The following is a 13,979-nucleotide window of genomic DNA, read 5'->3' on the forward strand; positions in this document are numbered from 1 at the left end:
AAGCAGACACTCAGAGGTGAGTTCACTTTAGAAAGTAACACCGGTTTCCAGCTAGCACCGGCTCTCTGTAGATACTGACTCTAAAGCTACTAGTCCTCTTCAACGTTTATCGATATCTATTTAACTTGCATGAATGTTTTCATCTGCAAAAACGACTTTTTCTCCCTCTTCAACTACTCGCTTACGGAATTGTTCAAGAAGTTTGTTTGTGTGGAACCCAGGTTTTCCTTCACCGATTGTACGGCCGTCAACTTTTACAACGGCGATGACTTCGGCTGCGGTTCCTGTTAGAAATACTTCTTCAGCTGTATACACATCATGTCTTGTGAATGGTTCTTCTTTCACTTCGTAGCCTAAGTCTTCTGCAATCTCCATGATGGCATTTCTTGTGATGCCTTCAAGTGCGCCGATATAACCTGGCGGTGTATAAAGCTTGCCTTTTTTATAAATAAACACGTTGTCTGCAGAACCTTCCGCCACGTACCCTTGATCGTTGAGCATCAGCGCTTCACTCACACCGGCCATATGGGCTTCGATTCGGACAAGAATGTTATTCAAATAATTTAATGATTTCACTTTTGGGCTAAGGACATCTGGACGATTTCGTCTTGTTGGAACCGTCACAATATCAATACCCGTTTCATATAGGTGCTTTGGAAAAATGGCCAGCGGCTCTACAATGATCACTGTATTGGCTCTCCCGCAGTTGTTAGGATCTAATCCAAGATCACCTGCTCCTCTTGAGACGACAAGGCGGATATAGGCATCCTTTAAGCCGTTCCTTTCAACTGTATGAATCATTTTTTCCGTGAGTTCCTCAAGTGAATATGGAATGTTCAGCATAATGGATCTAGCGGAATCATACAGGCGGTCTAAATGTTCTTTCATTCGAAAGATATTTCCGTTATACACGCGAATCCCTTCGAAAACACCGTCGCCATATAAGAAGCCATGATCGTAAACTGAAATTTTCGCATCCTCTTTTTTCACGAGTTCATCGTTTAAAAAGATCCACTGTTCCTTTTGGTCTTCCATTTTCAGTGAGCACCCTCTCTTTCAAACAAAAAGTAGTTGAATTTTCAGACACTTTATATTGAAGTGTCTCTCGCTTGCACTGCGTGTTTGTTTAGCTTTTGTTGAACCCATCTTACGCCGCTTTCCATACAGTGTCAACAGCATTTTTAAAATTATTAGACAATTTAGACTAATCAAAATTAAATGTATACGCTTACACCTTTGCTAGACAAGGAATGAAAAAACTTAAAATTTTTTGTATTTTTTCTTCAATTTATTTACTTTACATGAACGCTTTTCTTTTGAGAAAACTTTTGTGATATTTTTTCACATGATTTTTGATGAATATTGTGAGATTTCAATGACTTCGTTTTTTCTTTTGACATGCCTTTCTAAAGCGTTTTCCTATGAATTTATGATAGAATGAGAGCATCTAATAGAAGGAGGGCAATACATGGCTAACATCAGAGGTTATATTGGTACGTATACAAAGGGAGACAGTAAAGGTGTTTATACGTTTACATTAAATACGGACAAGCAGCAGATTGAGCAAGTAGAAGTCGCTGCTGAACTTGAAAATCCTACATATTTAACCGTGTCAGAGGATCAAAAGTTTGTTTATGCTGTTGTGAAAAAGGGCTCACAGGGCGGCCTTGCTGCGTATCAAATTGATTCAACGACAGGCAGACTTCACTTCATCAACCAAGAGCTTGCCGATGGAGCTTCTCCTTGCCACGTCAGCGTGGACAGTCAAACGAAAACGGCGTATACAGCGAATTATCATAAAGGGACAGCAGAGATGTATGAAATCGATGCTGAAACTGGCTCAGTGATCCGCACGCTCTCACAGGCGCAGCATGAAGGAACTGGCCCTAACGAAGATCGTCAGGAAAAACCGCACACTCACTTTATGGGTCTCACGCCAGATGAACAATTTGCAGTGGCTGTTGACCTTGGAACAGATGGAATTTATACGTATAAGAAAGAAGACCGCAAACTTGAGCTTGCTCATACATTTGAAACAAAGCCAGGCAGCGGACCTCGTCATATCACATTCCACCCAACGAAACCTGTGGCATATGTAATGACAGAGCTAAGCTCCGAGGTCATTGTGCTTCGTTACTTTGAAGATGGTCATTTTGAAGAGATCCAAACAATCGCGACCATTCCAAGCGATTTTACAGAGAACAATCAAGGCAGTGCCATTCATGTCTCTTCAGACGGACAATTTGTTTATGCAGGAAATCGCGGTCATGACAGCATTGCGATTTTTAAAACAGACGCTGACGGCCAATTAAGCCTTGTCGAGATTGCTTCTTCTGAAGGAAACTGGCCTAGAGATTTTGTGCTTGATCCAACAGAAGAATTCCTCGTCGGTTCAAACCAAGAATCTAGCAATCTTGTGTTATACAAACGCGACAAAGAAACAGGACGACTCACTGTCTTACAATCAGACATTACCGTCCCTCATCCAGTTTGCGTGAAATTTTTAGGGTAAAGAAAAGCCTCCAATAACGGAGGCTTCAGATTGTTGACAAAGGGCTAAAATGAAAAACATTTTAGCCCTTTGTCTTCTTTTCAGCGTGATAGAAAACCTTTGCAGTCTAGGAAGGACGAGCACCGGAGCGGAGCGAATTGAAACATTCGTGAGCACTGGAGCGCAGACCTGACAACGAATGCGAGGGTTTGTCTACACGCTAAAGCCTCCAATAACGGAGGCTTTTCTTTATACAGACGGCATACCGCCATCCTCAAGCTTTTGATCAATCAGAGACGTATCCGTTTTTTCACCGAACCATTTTGACAGCCTGTCTTTTGCTTTCCCTTTCACATCATCATCAATGTACATTGCTACTTGAAGCAGAGCAAATGTGATGGCTCCTAAATCATCTGTGTAGCCGACACCAATCAATGTATCCGGAATGAGATCAAGCGGAAGGATAAAATAGCCGAGTGCTCCAATAATCAAGGTCTTTGCTTTGACCGGCACTTCGGGTTTTTGCAATGTATAGTAAAGTAATAGCACAGCATAGACAAGAGAGACACCAGCTTTTTGTGCCGTCTTTTTTAACTTTTCCCAAAAGGCATGATCATTAAAATGCTTCTTTGAACGCTTTAATAGTTCTTTTTTCTCAGAACGATTCATCATATCGCCTCCATCTACAGCATAGCCCTTTTCCCTCAGTTATACAAGATATCCGCTGATTCGACAAACAAAAAGCAGCAGAAAGCTGCTGCATTCTACTGCTCTTTGTAAAACTTTTCAATTGCCTTATCGATGTACACCCATCCTTTATAAGACACATGAATCGTATCTTTAAAGAAATATGGATCGTACTCATGCTTAGTCAAATCCGCGACTTCATACCCATTATCTCGAATTTGACGATTGATTTTTTCATAATAACCTGTACGGCCTTCTTTCGGAAAACCGGTGTAATCATACCACTTTCCGTTGACAGGAATCGTCACAAACAAAGGCTTCGCCCCTGCCTGTTTTAAAATATCCAGCATGATTTGAAAATCTTTGTATTCTGGTGATTCGGCATAAGAATGACCTTCACGAGAATCCTTCATCTTTTTCATGATCGGTTTCAGCTTGTGGTCAAACAGTTTTTGGTTAATATAAAACGGGTTGTCCCCTGCTCTTTTCGCACCAAAAATGCTCGCTTCTTTTTCAAGCTCAGCCCATGTTTTTCCTTTGACTGAAGGAGACGGTTGAAGCTTGCGCTCATGCCCCGATCCAATCGTATAGTACATGTCTTTCTTTTGAAGCATACCATAATACATTTTCGCAATAGGAGAAATCGCGCCATAAGCGAACTTGTTCCCAGATAGCTCTGCTTTAAAAAGCTCTGTAATCACCATGTCGTTTTTGACTGCTTTAAACTTCATGATTCTTTTAATCAGTTCTTTTTTCACAGTTGGATCAATTTCTTTATTATAGGCGAGATTAAGCGCTTGAAGCGCTGAATAGTTAGGTGCAAAGTGATTCTCGTCAGATCCCCATTTCACAAACCACTGCGGAGACACGATAAATACAAGCTTCTTCCCTTTTAATTCATCCATATGCGCTGCGAAGTTCATCGCATGAATTAATGATTGCGATCCACCTTTTCCAATAAGATAAGGTGTAAACCCTTGAGGATTCTCATGAAAGAAATTCGAAGGGTGATATGGATCAAAACGTGATAGTTCAGAAGATCCATAGATCGGCAAATAAGTTGGATCTTTTAGCATTTCATCTTGTAAATAGAGCCCTTGAAACATCCCTGGATCTAATTCTGTGGCTGACTTTGGTAATTTGTCTTTTGGGATCAGGTGTGAGAGCCATGCATTTGGTACAAGAAGAACACCAATGAATAGAACAGCCGCTAAAATAAGCGGCCCAAAAAAACGCTTTTTCATTACTTCATCTCTGCCAGCTGCTCAGCAATATGATTCGGCGTATCCCACACATCACGATCGAATTCTGTAATCGGAACAGTGATTCCGAGTTGACTTTCAATTGCCATAAGCAGTTCTACTGTACCAAATGAATCAAGAAGACCTTCTTCAAAAATCGCAATCTCTGGATTTTCTTTCACAACGTCATCCTGACAAACCTCTGCAATAATACCGTATACTTGATTTTTAAATTCCATAATTTTCTACTCCCTTAATCATTAATGATGAAATGGTTTTCCTGAAAAAATATAAAATCCGAAACAAATCACATGGAATGTAATAATGATCGACACAACCATTGTGACCTTATTATCCGGCCACCACTTGTGCTTTTTATTCCATTTCTCAAATAAATTGTAACCGGACATGACAACTGCATGATATAGTCCGTAAATAATATATTGAAGGGCAAGACCATGCCAAGCACCCATCAATAGAAAGAGGACAAAGTACCCAATATTTGATACAGCCATTCGGTTCTTGATCCACTTCTTTTTAGTCATAAAGAACACAAATCTCATAAACACGTAGTCTCTGAACCAGAAGGACAGGGACATGTGCCAGCGATTCCAGAAGTCTTTAATGTTTCGGCTGATAAACGGTTTATTAAAGTTCTCTGGTGATTTAATGCCCATTATATAACTCACACCTACAGCAAATGCTGTATATCCAGCAAAGTCAAAGAACAAATACATGCTGTAAGCATACATATATGTTAACTGCTGAACAAAGTGACTGCTGCTAATGTGATGGATATTCATCAGAATATATGTGTGAATCAGATAGCCAATAATGAACTTATATAAGAAGCCAATAAAAATTTTATGAATACCGGCATATAGAAGATCACTGTATGCTTCCTTTTCAGGCGGCGTATCCATATCCTTTTCAAATCGGCGGTAACGGTCAATCGGACCTGATGAAATCGTCGGGAAAAAGACAATGAAATAGACCAAACGGTGAATCGGAATTTTCTTCTTAATCAAGCCGTCTCTTGTCTCAATAATTAACTGAACACCTTTAAATGTTAAGTATGAGATCCCCAAAAAGCTCAGCCAGTTCATTGGCGCCGGCTGGTGCGGCTGATGAGTTAAAAAGAACGGTAAAATCTTTGACAGCACAAGCGGCAAAATAGATGCCACCACTGCTGCATAGAAAACAGATGCCTGATTCGCCTTTAACCGATATGCAAGGTACAGGCGGATGATGAAGACTTGCCACACCGTGAACAAGAAGAGCAGCAACGCGCCATGAGCATCCTTTGAGAAAATAAGTGCCAGCGCCACCACCGTTGCAAACATGTTGTAGCCCTGCATTCTTTTGCCGCGAAGACCAAGAATGATCGTCGGCAAAAGAAGAATACCAATTAGAATGAAGAAAAAGAATGAACTAAACGGAATCATAGAAGAACCTCTTTCGCGATTCTCTTACGGTCAACCTTCCCGTTTGGCGTCATGTACAGCTGCTCAAGATAAACAAATTTTCTTGGAATCATGTACGCTGGAAGTGAATCCGCCATTTCCTTCTTAATCGCACTTGTCAGCTGATACTCTTTTTCAAATGAATGAGCTGCTGGAACAATCGCTGCAATCAAGTACTCGACATGACCGTTTGGCTGGAATGGCACAATCACACAAGCATTGACATAGGTTGTCTCGCTCACATGATACTCAATTTCTTCAAGCTCCATCCGATATCCATGAAGTTTAATTTGATAGTCGAGACGGCCATGGCACGTAATTAATCCATCCTGCGCCACACCTGCGTCACCTGTACGGTAAGCAGGACGTCCTTCGTATTCAAAGAACACTTTATCTGTCAAGGCTTGTTCACCTAAGTAGCCTTTTGTGACGCTTGGCCCCACAATGACAATTTCGCCTTTTTCACCATCAGGAAGTGTCTTGCCTTCTTCATCTAAAATGACGATGTCTGTATCCTGTTTGGCATAGCCTACTGGTAAAGAATCGTGCTGATCAAGAATCGCCTGCGTCACTTCAATCGATGTGATCGCAACAGTTGCTTCAGTTGGACCATACGTATTAAAGACCTGCGCCTTTGGAAAACGCTCCAGAAGTGCACTTGCTACAGCTACAGGAAGCGCCTCACCGCAGAACAAGAAAACTTTTAGCTCAGGTAAAAGCTCCCCTGTAAAGGAAGGGTCCATTAAGCACATTTGCACAAAAGAAGGTGTTGATGTCCACACTTCAACGTCAGATTGACCAAGTGCTGCAAACATATCCTTTGGCTTATTGACGAGATCTTTTACTAAACAGTAAAGCGTGCCGCCTGATTGAAGCGCTGGATAGAGATCCATCACTGATAAGTCAAAAGAAAATGGTGCTTGATTTAAGAATGTGCGTCCCTCACCAATTGGGAAGTCACGGCACATCCAATCTGTAAAGCTTTCTAAATTATTGGCAGTTACCTGAACGCCTTTCGGTTTTCCTGTACTGCCAGAGGTATAAATAATGTAGAAAACATCATCTTGTTGAACCCACTGCGTGGATGGCGGTGCTTCTTTTTCAAGTGCTAAAAGCGATGCCGCACTCTTCACTTCAATGTGTTCTTCTACATCTAATACATTCTGCTCATTTGCACAAATCAATAGACTGGCTTTTGAGCTTTCAATAATTGAGACGATGCGCTCGACAGGTATTGAGATGTCGACCGGAATATATGGTCTGCCTGATTTCACACTACCTAAGAAAGAAATCAGCATCTCTGGCTCCATATGACCGTATACAATGACAGGTTCACTGCCAGCTGCGACTGCATCGATCGCACCAGCCATTTGGTCTGATAAATGCCAAAGCTCATCATATGTGATCGATGCATGTTGAGAAACAAATGCTGGCTGTGTTGGTTTCGTTTGCTGGTATTCATGAATCGTTTGTAATAGTTTCATAATTTAATCTCCAATTAAAAATCGTTGTAAATGAATGATCCCGTATTTGCTGTGTGGAATCCGTAAATAAAGAACAATAATAGCAAAATAAGTAAGTAAAAGCTTGTATATCCTATCCATTTTACAGACTTATTTTCTGATAGCTTTTTGAATAGCATATTAATAACCTCTTTTCTTTTGACACTTATAGAGACGCATGACTCATTCAAAGAGTTTCATATCAAACCATAAAATTTTTAAGAAATACTAAAAAAATGTCGAACCTTGGAACGTCTCTTTTGAGCAAAGCTGTCTTATTGTAACAAAGATTTAATGTATTTGAAATGAAATTCGATCTTAAATTTGCCTTAAAATTGCTGAAAGCTGTCGAACTAACGCAAAAGCCACCTAGTTGGACTAGATGGCTTTGATTTTAATTACTTCTTATATTTATTGACTTCGTACATGAGAATGTTTTTGAACACAACATAATCCTTTTTACTTTCAAAAGGACCTTTGTTATTGTCATGCTCGTCAATTTCATAAAAACCTGGTCCTTCTCCGGCATCACGCTTTTTGTACCAGGATAGGAAGGCGTTGACTTCTTTCATGGAAAGGTCATACTCTTTCTGTAAGCCATTGACCATGGTGATGATGAGAAGGGCATCGCCGTCTTCATTTGTTGCATCGTCTTTAGGCGGTGTGGTTGGTTCTGGATCTTTGTCACCAGGTGTTTCTGTGTTGTTTGGGAATTGCAGGTCTTTTAAAGATAAAGAGATGACGGATTTGTAGTTTTGATCTGCAATCTCTGTATAATTCACATTATAATCTCGACCGCCAATAACGTATAAAGTATCGTCAATAATAACAGAGGAAGCACCTATACGAGGATTGTGATAAGGTACATCAACACCTATAATTTCTTCTTTATTAGCATCATAAATATTTAATTTTCTAGTTGAAGAGGCAGGAAATATCATATTTCCTTTATAAGTAACGCCAGTTAAATAACCTGAAAGATTTTTTTTCTTAAATGACCAAACTCCTTTGTTTGTGTCATACTCAAAAACTTGGCGATTATCGTTCTGTCCAATGATATAAAACTTCTCTTTTAAAACTAAACCTGTTGCACCCTCTGTTTTTACATTTAGAGGAGCTTCCTCTTTCCATGTTTGACTGGTTAGATCATAACTAAAAAATTCTTTACCGCCTAGTACATAAATTTTATTTCCAATAACACCCGCTTGAACGTTATAAGAGCCTTTTGATTTGCTGATAAAGGGAATATCAGGTAGTTTTTCCCATTCATCTTTTTTTGTATCATACACTTCGAACTTATTATAAGTAAAACCCGTATGTTTTCCAGCAAGGACATAAATTTTTGAACCTACTACTACTGATGCTGCTCCCCCTCTTCCAGTTGGTATATTATTTTTTTTAGTCCATTTATTTATAGATGGATCATATTCTAACGTTTCTTTGTCCGCATTAAACCCACCAATTACATAAATTTTCCCATCTACAGCATTAGCTACAGCTCCCACTCTTGCTGTTGGCAAATCAGCTAATTGATTCCACTCATCCTTAGCCGCATGTACCATTTGAATTGACTGCGTGAATGAAAGAATTACTAGTAACATCATGACGATCCATTTTTTCAAAAATAACACTCCCTTTTCATTATCTTACTTCTTCATTATCGGAGTGTTTTTAAATTTTTATAGAATAATTGATCTTTTTAAGGAGAAATTAATAGTAAAAAAGCATTAGAAAGGGCCTTACTAAAGAGAGCCTCTTAAAATAGCAAGTTCAATCAGAAACTGCCTGAGACTATAATCAGAGAACAATTTTAAAAAACCCATGGCTTTGCGATAAAAGATTTTTATATGGAGTGTCACATTCCCTTTTTGCAATTCTTTCAGATTGTCATTGAAGAGTACAGCAGTGCGCTAAAAAAGACAAAACAGTTGAAGTTATTCGAGATGGAATGCTATATCGGTTACGAATATCGGATCAAAACAAAGTGAATATTGAAAGCATCACAAAAATTTCTGATGTGAAAACGGGTGAACAAACCTCAAACATCTTAAATACAGCGGTTGAATTTACAGGAATAAATGATGCCATTCGAGTCATCACAGGGAGAGACCCTGTCACAGGTGACAAAGTTGCTGACATGGACCGTCTAGTATCAAGCTTGTACATGATACCAGGAGCTAAAATCGCTAAAGTTGGAAAATACGCATTTAAAATAATGAAAGGAGATAAAGCAGCCAAGAAGATTGTCAAAACACCTTCCTTCGGCAAACATTCCGTACCAAAAGGTCCGTATCGTGAAGTAAATGGTTTCCCGGCAAAAGTAAAACCAGGTGCTCAAGAGAAACATATTCCTGATGCACCTAACTATAAACAGGAGATAGCTAATGGTAAAACAAAGAGTATCTTCTTTGGAGATAATAAAAAAGCACAAAAATTGCTTGATAAACATGCAGGTACTGGTGATATGTTAAAAACAAAAAATAAAGAAAGAGTGGATTTTGGTCAAGTCATAGGAAAGCATTACAATACAGAGACCAATAAGTATGAAGAGACTACAAGGGGCATTATACATTATAGTAAAAACGGCGCTCACATCGTGCCTTCACAACCATCCTAAATATGAGAAAAGAGGATTGACATGGAACCTGATTCTTTATTTAAAACATTATCAAAATACAAAAATAGAGACCTTAAATTGGAATATGAAAATGGATTAAGGCTAATCGGGAGAACTGATACATTTTTTGAAACTGATAACGGTCTAGAAGATAATGACATCAATTATAAAGATTATTACGCTACAGTCTTTCAAGTAAATAAGATTTTATCTCCTCCCCTTAATCATGAAAAAGACAGTTTATATACTTGGTTAATTGAGGGAAACACTTTGTTTGAGATTTCTCTTTATGAAGATACACCAAGTGCAGTTTATATAGCAGATGGCCCAAAAATATGGGAATTGGACAGTGATGAATAACTAAGAAAAGCCCCTTCAAATTAGAAGGGCTTTTCATTTATTTCTGTTTTAAATATATCTAGTCGCTAACCTTCAAATATAATTCTATTTTTCAATTTATACATTTTTGATTTTGATCCATTTACGTTCATAGTCATTGAAGAAGCTGATCAGAAATCAGTCACCCATTTTGATAGCTTCTTTGATACAAAAACAGAGAACAGAAATACCTAAAAATAAATCCGCTCCCAAAACCCTATTTTGAAGTGAGTTACGAACTTATGTTCTAAAAAACAAAAAAGCCTGAAATCCTTGATAATAAAGGGTTTCAGGCTTTTAATTTAGTACGTCCCAGGAGAGATTCGAACTCCCGACCGACGGCTTAGAAGGCCGTTGCTCTATCCTGCTGAGCTACTGGGACATGTTGTTATGTAGTGTGCTGTGGTGTATTACCTCAGCGACAAGATTTATTATATTACTATTGTTCTTTAAAGTCAACGGTTTTTCGAAAGTTTTTTCATAAGGGGCAAATGCTGCACCCTTATGAAATACCTTCCAATGTGACAGTGTTTTCGAGGTCTTGTATGACCTGACCTTCGTCCGTGAAAAACTGTACGTTTGCTTCGCTTCCATCTAGTGTCAGTATAGCATAGCTGCGCTCTTTTCGCACTCTTGGCAGGTGCACGCTGCCTGGGTTAATGAGCAGTTTTCCTCTGAGCAGTTCACTGCCTGGGATGTGCGAGTGGCCAAAGCAGATAATGTCTGCGCCCAGCTCTTCTGCACGGTAGTAGACTTGAAGCAAGGATTGTTTGATGCCATGCAGATGTCCGTGAGTGAGAAATAGTTTTCCGCCTCCATCAAGTGGGAGCAGGAGCTCTTCTTCAAAATCGCCCATAAAGTCACAATTTCCTTTGACGACTTTGTATCCTTCGAGTGCTGGGTGGTTTGTTTCGAGTTCTGAATCTCCGCAGTGAATCATCATGTCAACTTCAGCCGCATGCCGTTTGGCAATGGTTTGAAGTTCGTCTGTGAGTCCATGACTGTCACTAATGATGAGTATCTTCATGGCTTCATTCCCCCTTATTCATTTGCGTCTAGCAGTGATGAAAGCTTTTGAAGCGCGACCGCTCGATGGCTGATCTTGTTTTTCTCCTCTGGTGTTAACTCGGCCATCGTCTGGTCTTTGTCTTTAACGATGAAAATTGGGTCGTATCCGAAGCCATGTTCGCCGATAGGTTTTTCAGCGATGAAGCCTTCTACTGATCCTTCTACCGTCTTTGTTTCTTTTCCCGGTATGCTGACAGCAAGGGCACATCTGAATCTGGCTGTGCGGTCTTCTTTTTCAATGCCTTGAAGTTCGCTCAGCACTTTTTCCACATTCTCCGCATCGTCTTTATGCTCACCTGCGTATCTCGCTGAATACACGCCAGGTTTTCCGCCCAGATAATCAATCGACAGACCGGAATCGTCTGCAATGACCATTTCACCTGCTTTGGCTTGAATGGCCTCCGCTTTGATGATGGCATTTTCTTCGAAGGTTTGTCCTGTTTCTTCAATTTCTTCAGTAAAGCCAATGTCTGCTAGTGTTTTGACCGTGAATCCTTTTGGCTCAAGAATGGCTTTGAATTCTTTCGCTTTGCCCGCATTGTGCGTTGCAATGATGGCTGTTTTCATCCTGATCAAACCCTTCTCTTTATTCGATGACTTCTCCTGTTACTGCTTTTTGCTTTTCGATTAATTCTTTGATGCCCTTTTCGGCTAAATCAAGCAGTCCGTTTAGCTGTTCTCTTGAGAATGTCGCTTCTTCGCCTGTTCCTTGAAGTTCAACAAAGCGACCAGCGCCTGTCATGATGACATTCATATCTACTTCAGCAGACGAATCTTCTTCATAGTTTAAATCTAACAGAAGTCCTTGCTGGGAATCAATTCCGACGGATATCGCCGCTAAATAATCAGTAATCGGGTTTTCTTTGATAACTCTTTCAGCTCGTAGCTTTTGAATCGCAAGTGTCATGGCAACAAAAGCACCTGTGATCGACGCTGTCCGTGTGCCGCCGTCTGCTTGAATGACATCACAATCAATCCAAATGGTGCGTTCGCCAAGCTTTTCTAAGTCAACGACTGCGCGGAGTGCTCGTCCAATTAAACGCTGAATCTCCATAGTGCGTCCTGTGACTTTTCCTTTAGATGATTCTCTTATCGTTCTTTGTGCAGTTGCTCTTGGAAGCATGCTATATTCTGCTGTGATCCAGCCTTTTCCTTCTCCTCTTAAAAAAGGAGGTACGCGGTCTTCGATCGATGCGTTACAAATCACCTTCGTATTTCCCGCTGAGATTAAGACAGAGCCTTCTGGGTGCGTGATGTAGCCTGCCTCTATTTCAATTTTTCTCAATTCGTCATATTGTCTTTCATCTAATCTCATGTTTTACCTCCGTTACGATATACATTCCTCGCGAGTGCCAGCGGGGTTCTCCTACTAACTTTGACAACCTCAGCTCGTTCTAATCGCTTGGAATAAAAAAGAGGCAGCGAATATGCATGCCTCTTTTTCTCCATTATATCAATGTGTGACGTTAAAAACTACCTGTATTCACTTGTTCTGGTCGTGAAACCGGCTTTGTGAGCTCTGCTCCTTTTTCGTTCCCAAGCTCAGCCTTGCCGTTCACCTTGACAGATACGCTTTTGACGTCCGGCAGCTCGGTTAATGTGAGCACAATGCTATCAAGAACTTTTTGTGAAATGACCTTTTTCTTTTCATCTGCACTGCCAAAAATGGATTCGTTGAAATCAAGTGTCACATGGCCATCTTTTACTTTTGGTACATCATTCAGCTTCACATCTTGATCGAAGTCTGTAAGTAGATGGCTTTTTTTGCTTGGTCCAGAGACGAGCTCATCAATCGCTGCTGTAATCGGATCATCCTCGTCTTTTGGCGCTCTTTTGGTCACCGGAACATAGTACGTCTGTTCATCAGATTCAGCTAAATAGTAAACCGTCACTGGCTTTGTCGCTGTCATATCAGCAGCAGCCTCGTGCTGGATATTAATACCGTCTTCTCTGCTTAAATCATCTGAGATAGGTGTACCGTTCACAGGCATTTCTTTTAGTTCATGTCCATTCATCTTCAATTTGACTTTGGCTATGGAATCAAACTGTGTTAACGTCCAAGTAACAGATTGCAAAATGCGCTGCTCGTCTTCTTTTTTATAGTTTTTAAATTCATTTGAAAAATCGACAACCGCCGTTCCGTCTTTAATATCAACAGATACGCTCGTATCCGCTGGCAAAACTGCTCTGAATCCATTCGGCATTAAGTTCGAAATAGGTCCCCCATCCACGAGATATTCAAGGGTTTGTTTGGCACTCCCTTCATTTTTCGGCAATGGAATGGATTGAGATACGACATACCCGTTTTTATCTATTAAATATAATTCTCTCATGACCGTATCTGCCTGCTTCTCTTCTTTTCCTTCTTTGGCTGTTTGTTTATCTTCTTTATTTTCTTTCACATATGTGACGTTTTGTGGTGGGTCAATCTCTGTTTTCGCTTGGTCTGTTTGAAACAATCCGCATCCTGACAAAAGCATGGCTGACGCGATACACGTAACAGCTGCTGTAGATCCTTTTTTCAGCATACTT

Annotated in this window: 15 protein-coding genes, 1 tRNA gene, 1 pseudogene and 1 other annotated feature (1 of these 18 running past the window's edge); of the genes and pseudogenes, 4 read left to right on the forward strand and 13 right to left on the reverse strand. The window is 40.1% G+C overall.

The genetic code is table 11. The annotated features are described in order from the left end of the window. Positions 1-112, reverse strand: a binding site (T-box leader); it reaches 135 nt to the left of the window's first position. Positions 113-120: 8 nt separating this feature from the next. Further along, positions 121-1,035 carry a branched-chain-amino-acid transaminase gene (gene ilvE / locus MHH65_RS12995; RefSeq protein WP_024427825.1) on the reverse strand — a complete coding sequence of 305 codons (915 nt, stop codon included), beginning with the start codon at positions 1,033-1,035 and terminating at the stop codon, positions 121-123. 433 nt (positions 1,036-1,468) lie between these two features. Between ilvE and MHH65_RS13000 the strand changes: the two genes are divergently transcribed. Further along, on the forward strand, positions 1,469-2,512 hold the full coding sequence (locus MHH65_RS13000; protein WP_268414572.1) for a lactonase family protein: 1,044 nt from the start codon (positions 1,469-1,471) through the stop codon (positions 2,510-2,512). Positions 2,513-2,740: 228 nt separating this feature from the next. Here MHH65_RS13000 and MHH65_RS13005 read toward each other — a convergent pair whose 3' ends face one another. The 7 genes from MHH65_RS13005 to MHH65_RS13035 all read right to left on the reverse strand — a co-directional run bounded on the left by MHH65_RS13005 (position 2,741) and on the right by MHH65_RS13035 (position 9,006). Continuing rightward, positions 2,741-3,160 (reverse strand): YkvA family protein, encoded by a 420-nt coding sequence (locus tag MHH65_RS13005; RefSeq protein WP_024423190.1) that lies wholly within the window; start codon positions 3,158-3,160, stop codon positions 2,741-2,743. 95 nt (positions 3,161-3,255) lie between these two features. Further along, positions 3,256-4,422: a D-alanyl-lipoteichoic acid biosynthesis protein DltD gene (gene dltD / locus MHH65_RS13010; protein WP_268414128.1), complete on the reverse strand. Its 1,167-nt coding sequence runs from the start codon at positions 4,420-4,422 to the stop codon at positions 3,256-3,258. Next, positions 4,422-4,658, reverse strand: a complete 237-nt coding sequence (dltC, locus tag MHH65_RS13015) for a D-alanine--poly(phosphoribitol) ligase subunit 2 (RefSeq protein ID WP_024423191.1) — start codon at positions 4,656-4,658, stop codon at positions 4,422-4,424. Before dltC ends, dltD begins: the two co-directional genes overlap by 1 nt. Positions 4,659-4,679: 21 nt before the next feature. Continuing rightward, a complete protein-coding gene (dltB, locus tag MHH65_RS13020) occupies positions 4,680-5,864 on the reverse strand; it encodes a D-alanyl-lipoteichoic acid biosynthesis protein DltB (RefSeq protein WP_046311973.1) in 1,185 nt (394 codons plus the stop codon). Beyond that, the gene (gene dltA, locus MHH65_RS13025) at positions 5,861-7,366 is read right to left on the reverse strand and encodes a D-alanine--poly(phosphoribitol) ligase subunit DltA (RefSeq protein WP_268414129.1); all 1,506 of its coding nucleotides are present in this window, start codon (positions 7,364-7,366) and stop codon (positions 5,861-5,863) included. The genes dltB and dltA overlap by 4 nt, the downstream gene beginning before the upstream one ends. A gap of 14 nt (positions 7,367-7,380) precedes the next feature. Then, positions 7,381-7,530 (reverse strand): teichoic acid D-Ala incorporation-associated protein DltX, encoded by a 150-nt coding sequence (locus MHH65_RS13030; RefSeq protein ID WP_024427820.1) that lies wholly within the window; start codon positions 7,528-7,530, stop codon positions 7,381-7,383. Between the two features lie 252 nt (positions 7,531-7,782). Further along, complete coding sequence (locus MHH65_RS13035; protein ID WP_268414130.1) at positions 7,783-9,006, reverse strand: DUF1668 domain-containing protein; 1,224 nt, start codon at positions 9,004-9,006, stop codon at positions 7,783-7,785. Between the two features lie 225 nt (positions 9,007-9,231). Between MHH65_RS13035 and MHH65_RS13040 the strand changes: the two genes are divergently transcribed. The 3 genes and pseudogenes from MHH65_RS13040 (at position 9,232) to MHH65_RS13050 (ending at position 10,361) form a co-directional block, all read left to right on the forward strand. Beyond that, positions 9,232-9,372, forward strand: coding sequence for a hypothetical protein (locus MHH65_RS13040; protein ID WP_080769767.1), 141 nt, complete (start codon positions 9,232-9,234; stop codon positions 9,370-9,372). Continuing rightward, a pseudogene (locus MHH65_RS13045) lies at positions 9,312-10,001 on the forward strand (polymorphic toxin type 50 domain-containing protein); the annotation flags it as partial. The gene MHH65_RS13040 and the pseudogene MHH65_RS13045, both read left to right, overlap by 61 nt. A 21-nt stretch (positions 10,002-10,022) precedes the next feature. After that, a complete protein-coding gene (locus tag MHH65_RS13050; protein ID WP_268414133.1) occupies positions 10,023-10,361 on the forward strand; it encodes a hypothetical protein in 339 nt (112 codons plus the stop codon). 326 nt (positions 10,362-10,687) lie between these two features. Here the strand turns inward: MHH65_RS13050 and MHH65_RS13055 are convergent. The 5 genes from MHH65_RS13055 to MHH65_RS13075 form a co-directional block, all read right to left on the reverse strand. After that, positions 10,688-10,761: transfer RNA gene (locus MHH65_RS13055), tRNA-Arg, on the reverse strand. A 120-nt stretch (positions 10,762-10,881) separates the two neighbouring features. Then, a complete protein-coding gene (locus tag MHH65_RS13060) occupies positions 10,882-11,406 on the reverse strand; it encodes a metallophosphoesterase (RefSeq protein ID WP_024427164.1) in 525 nt (174 codons plus the stop codon). A gap of 14 nt (positions 11,407-11,420) precedes the next feature. Then, the gene (locus tag MHH65_RS13065) at positions 11,421-12,023 is read right to left on the reverse strand and encodes an XTP/dITP diphosphatase (RefSeq protein ID WP_155889690.1); all 603 of its coding nucleotides are present in this window, start codon (positions 12,021-12,023) and stop codon (positions 11,421-11,423) included. Positions 12,024-12,033: 10 nt separating this feature from the next. Beyond that, entirely contained in the window at positions 12,034-12,762 is a 729-nt protein-coding gene (gene rph, locus MHH65_RS13070) for a ribonuclease PH (protein WP_065214560.1), read from the reverse strand. 151 nt (positions 12,763-12,913) lie between these two features. Then, the gene (locus MHH65_RS13075; protein WP_268414135.1) at positions 12,914-13,975 is read right to left on the reverse strand and encodes a GerMN domain-containing protein; all 1,062 of its coding nucleotides are present in this window, start codon (positions 13,973-13,975) and stop codon (positions 12,914-12,916) included. Positions 13,976-13,979 lie beyond the last annotated feature (4 nt).

It is taken from the genome of Bacillus sp. FSL L8-0654, assembly GCF_038629965.1.
GTDB classification, from domain to species: Bacteria; Bacillota; Bacilli; order Bacillales; family Bacillaceae; genus Bacillus; species Bacillus safensis.

Coding starts and splice junctions, on each gene's coding strand:
- MHH65_RS13075 (WP_268414135.1), bottom strand. CDS start 13,975: ATGCTGAAAAAAGGATCTACAGCAGCTGTTACGTGTATCGCGTCAGCC.
- MHH65_RS13000 (WP_268414572.1), top strand. CDS start 1,469: ATGGCTAACATCAGAGGTTATATTGGTACGTATACAAAGGGAGACAGT.
- dltA (WP_268414129.1), bottom strand. CDS start 7,366: ATGAAACTATTACAAACGATTCATGAATACCAGCAAACGAAACCAACA.
- dltB (WP_046311973.1), bottom strand. CDS start 5,864: ATGATTCCGTTTAGTTCATTCTTTTTCTTCATTCTAATTGGTATTCTT.
- dltC (WP_024423191.1), bottom strand. CDS start 4,658: ATGGAATTTAAAAATCAAGTATACGGTATTATTGCAGAGGTTTGTCAG.
- MHH65_RS13050 (WP_268414133.1), top strand. CDS start 10,023: ATGGAACCTGATTCTTTATTTAAAACATTATCAAAATACAAAAATAGA.
- dltD (WP_268414128.1), bottom strand. CDS start 4,422: ATGAAAAAGCGTTTTTTTGGGCCGCTTATTTTAGCGGCTGTTCTATTC.
- ilvE (WP_024427825.1), bottom strand. CDS start 1,035: ATGGAAGACCAAAAGGAACAGTGGATCTTTTTAAACGATGAACTCGTG.
- MHH65_RS13060 (WP_024427164.1), bottom strand. CDS start 11,406: ATGAAGATACTCATCATTAGTGACAGTCATGGACTCACAGACGAACTT.
- MHH65_RS13040 (WP_080769767.1), top strand. CDS start 9,232: ATGGAGTGTCACATTCCCTTTTTGCAATTCTTTCAGATTGTCATTGAA.
- MHH65_RS13005 (WP_024423190.1), bottom strand. CDS start 3,160: ATGAATCGTTCTGAGAAAAAAGAACTATTAAAGCGTTCAAAGAAGCAT.
- rph (WP_065214560.1), bottom strand. CDS start 12,762: ATGAGATTAGATGAAAGACAATATGACGAATTGAGAAAAATTGAAATA.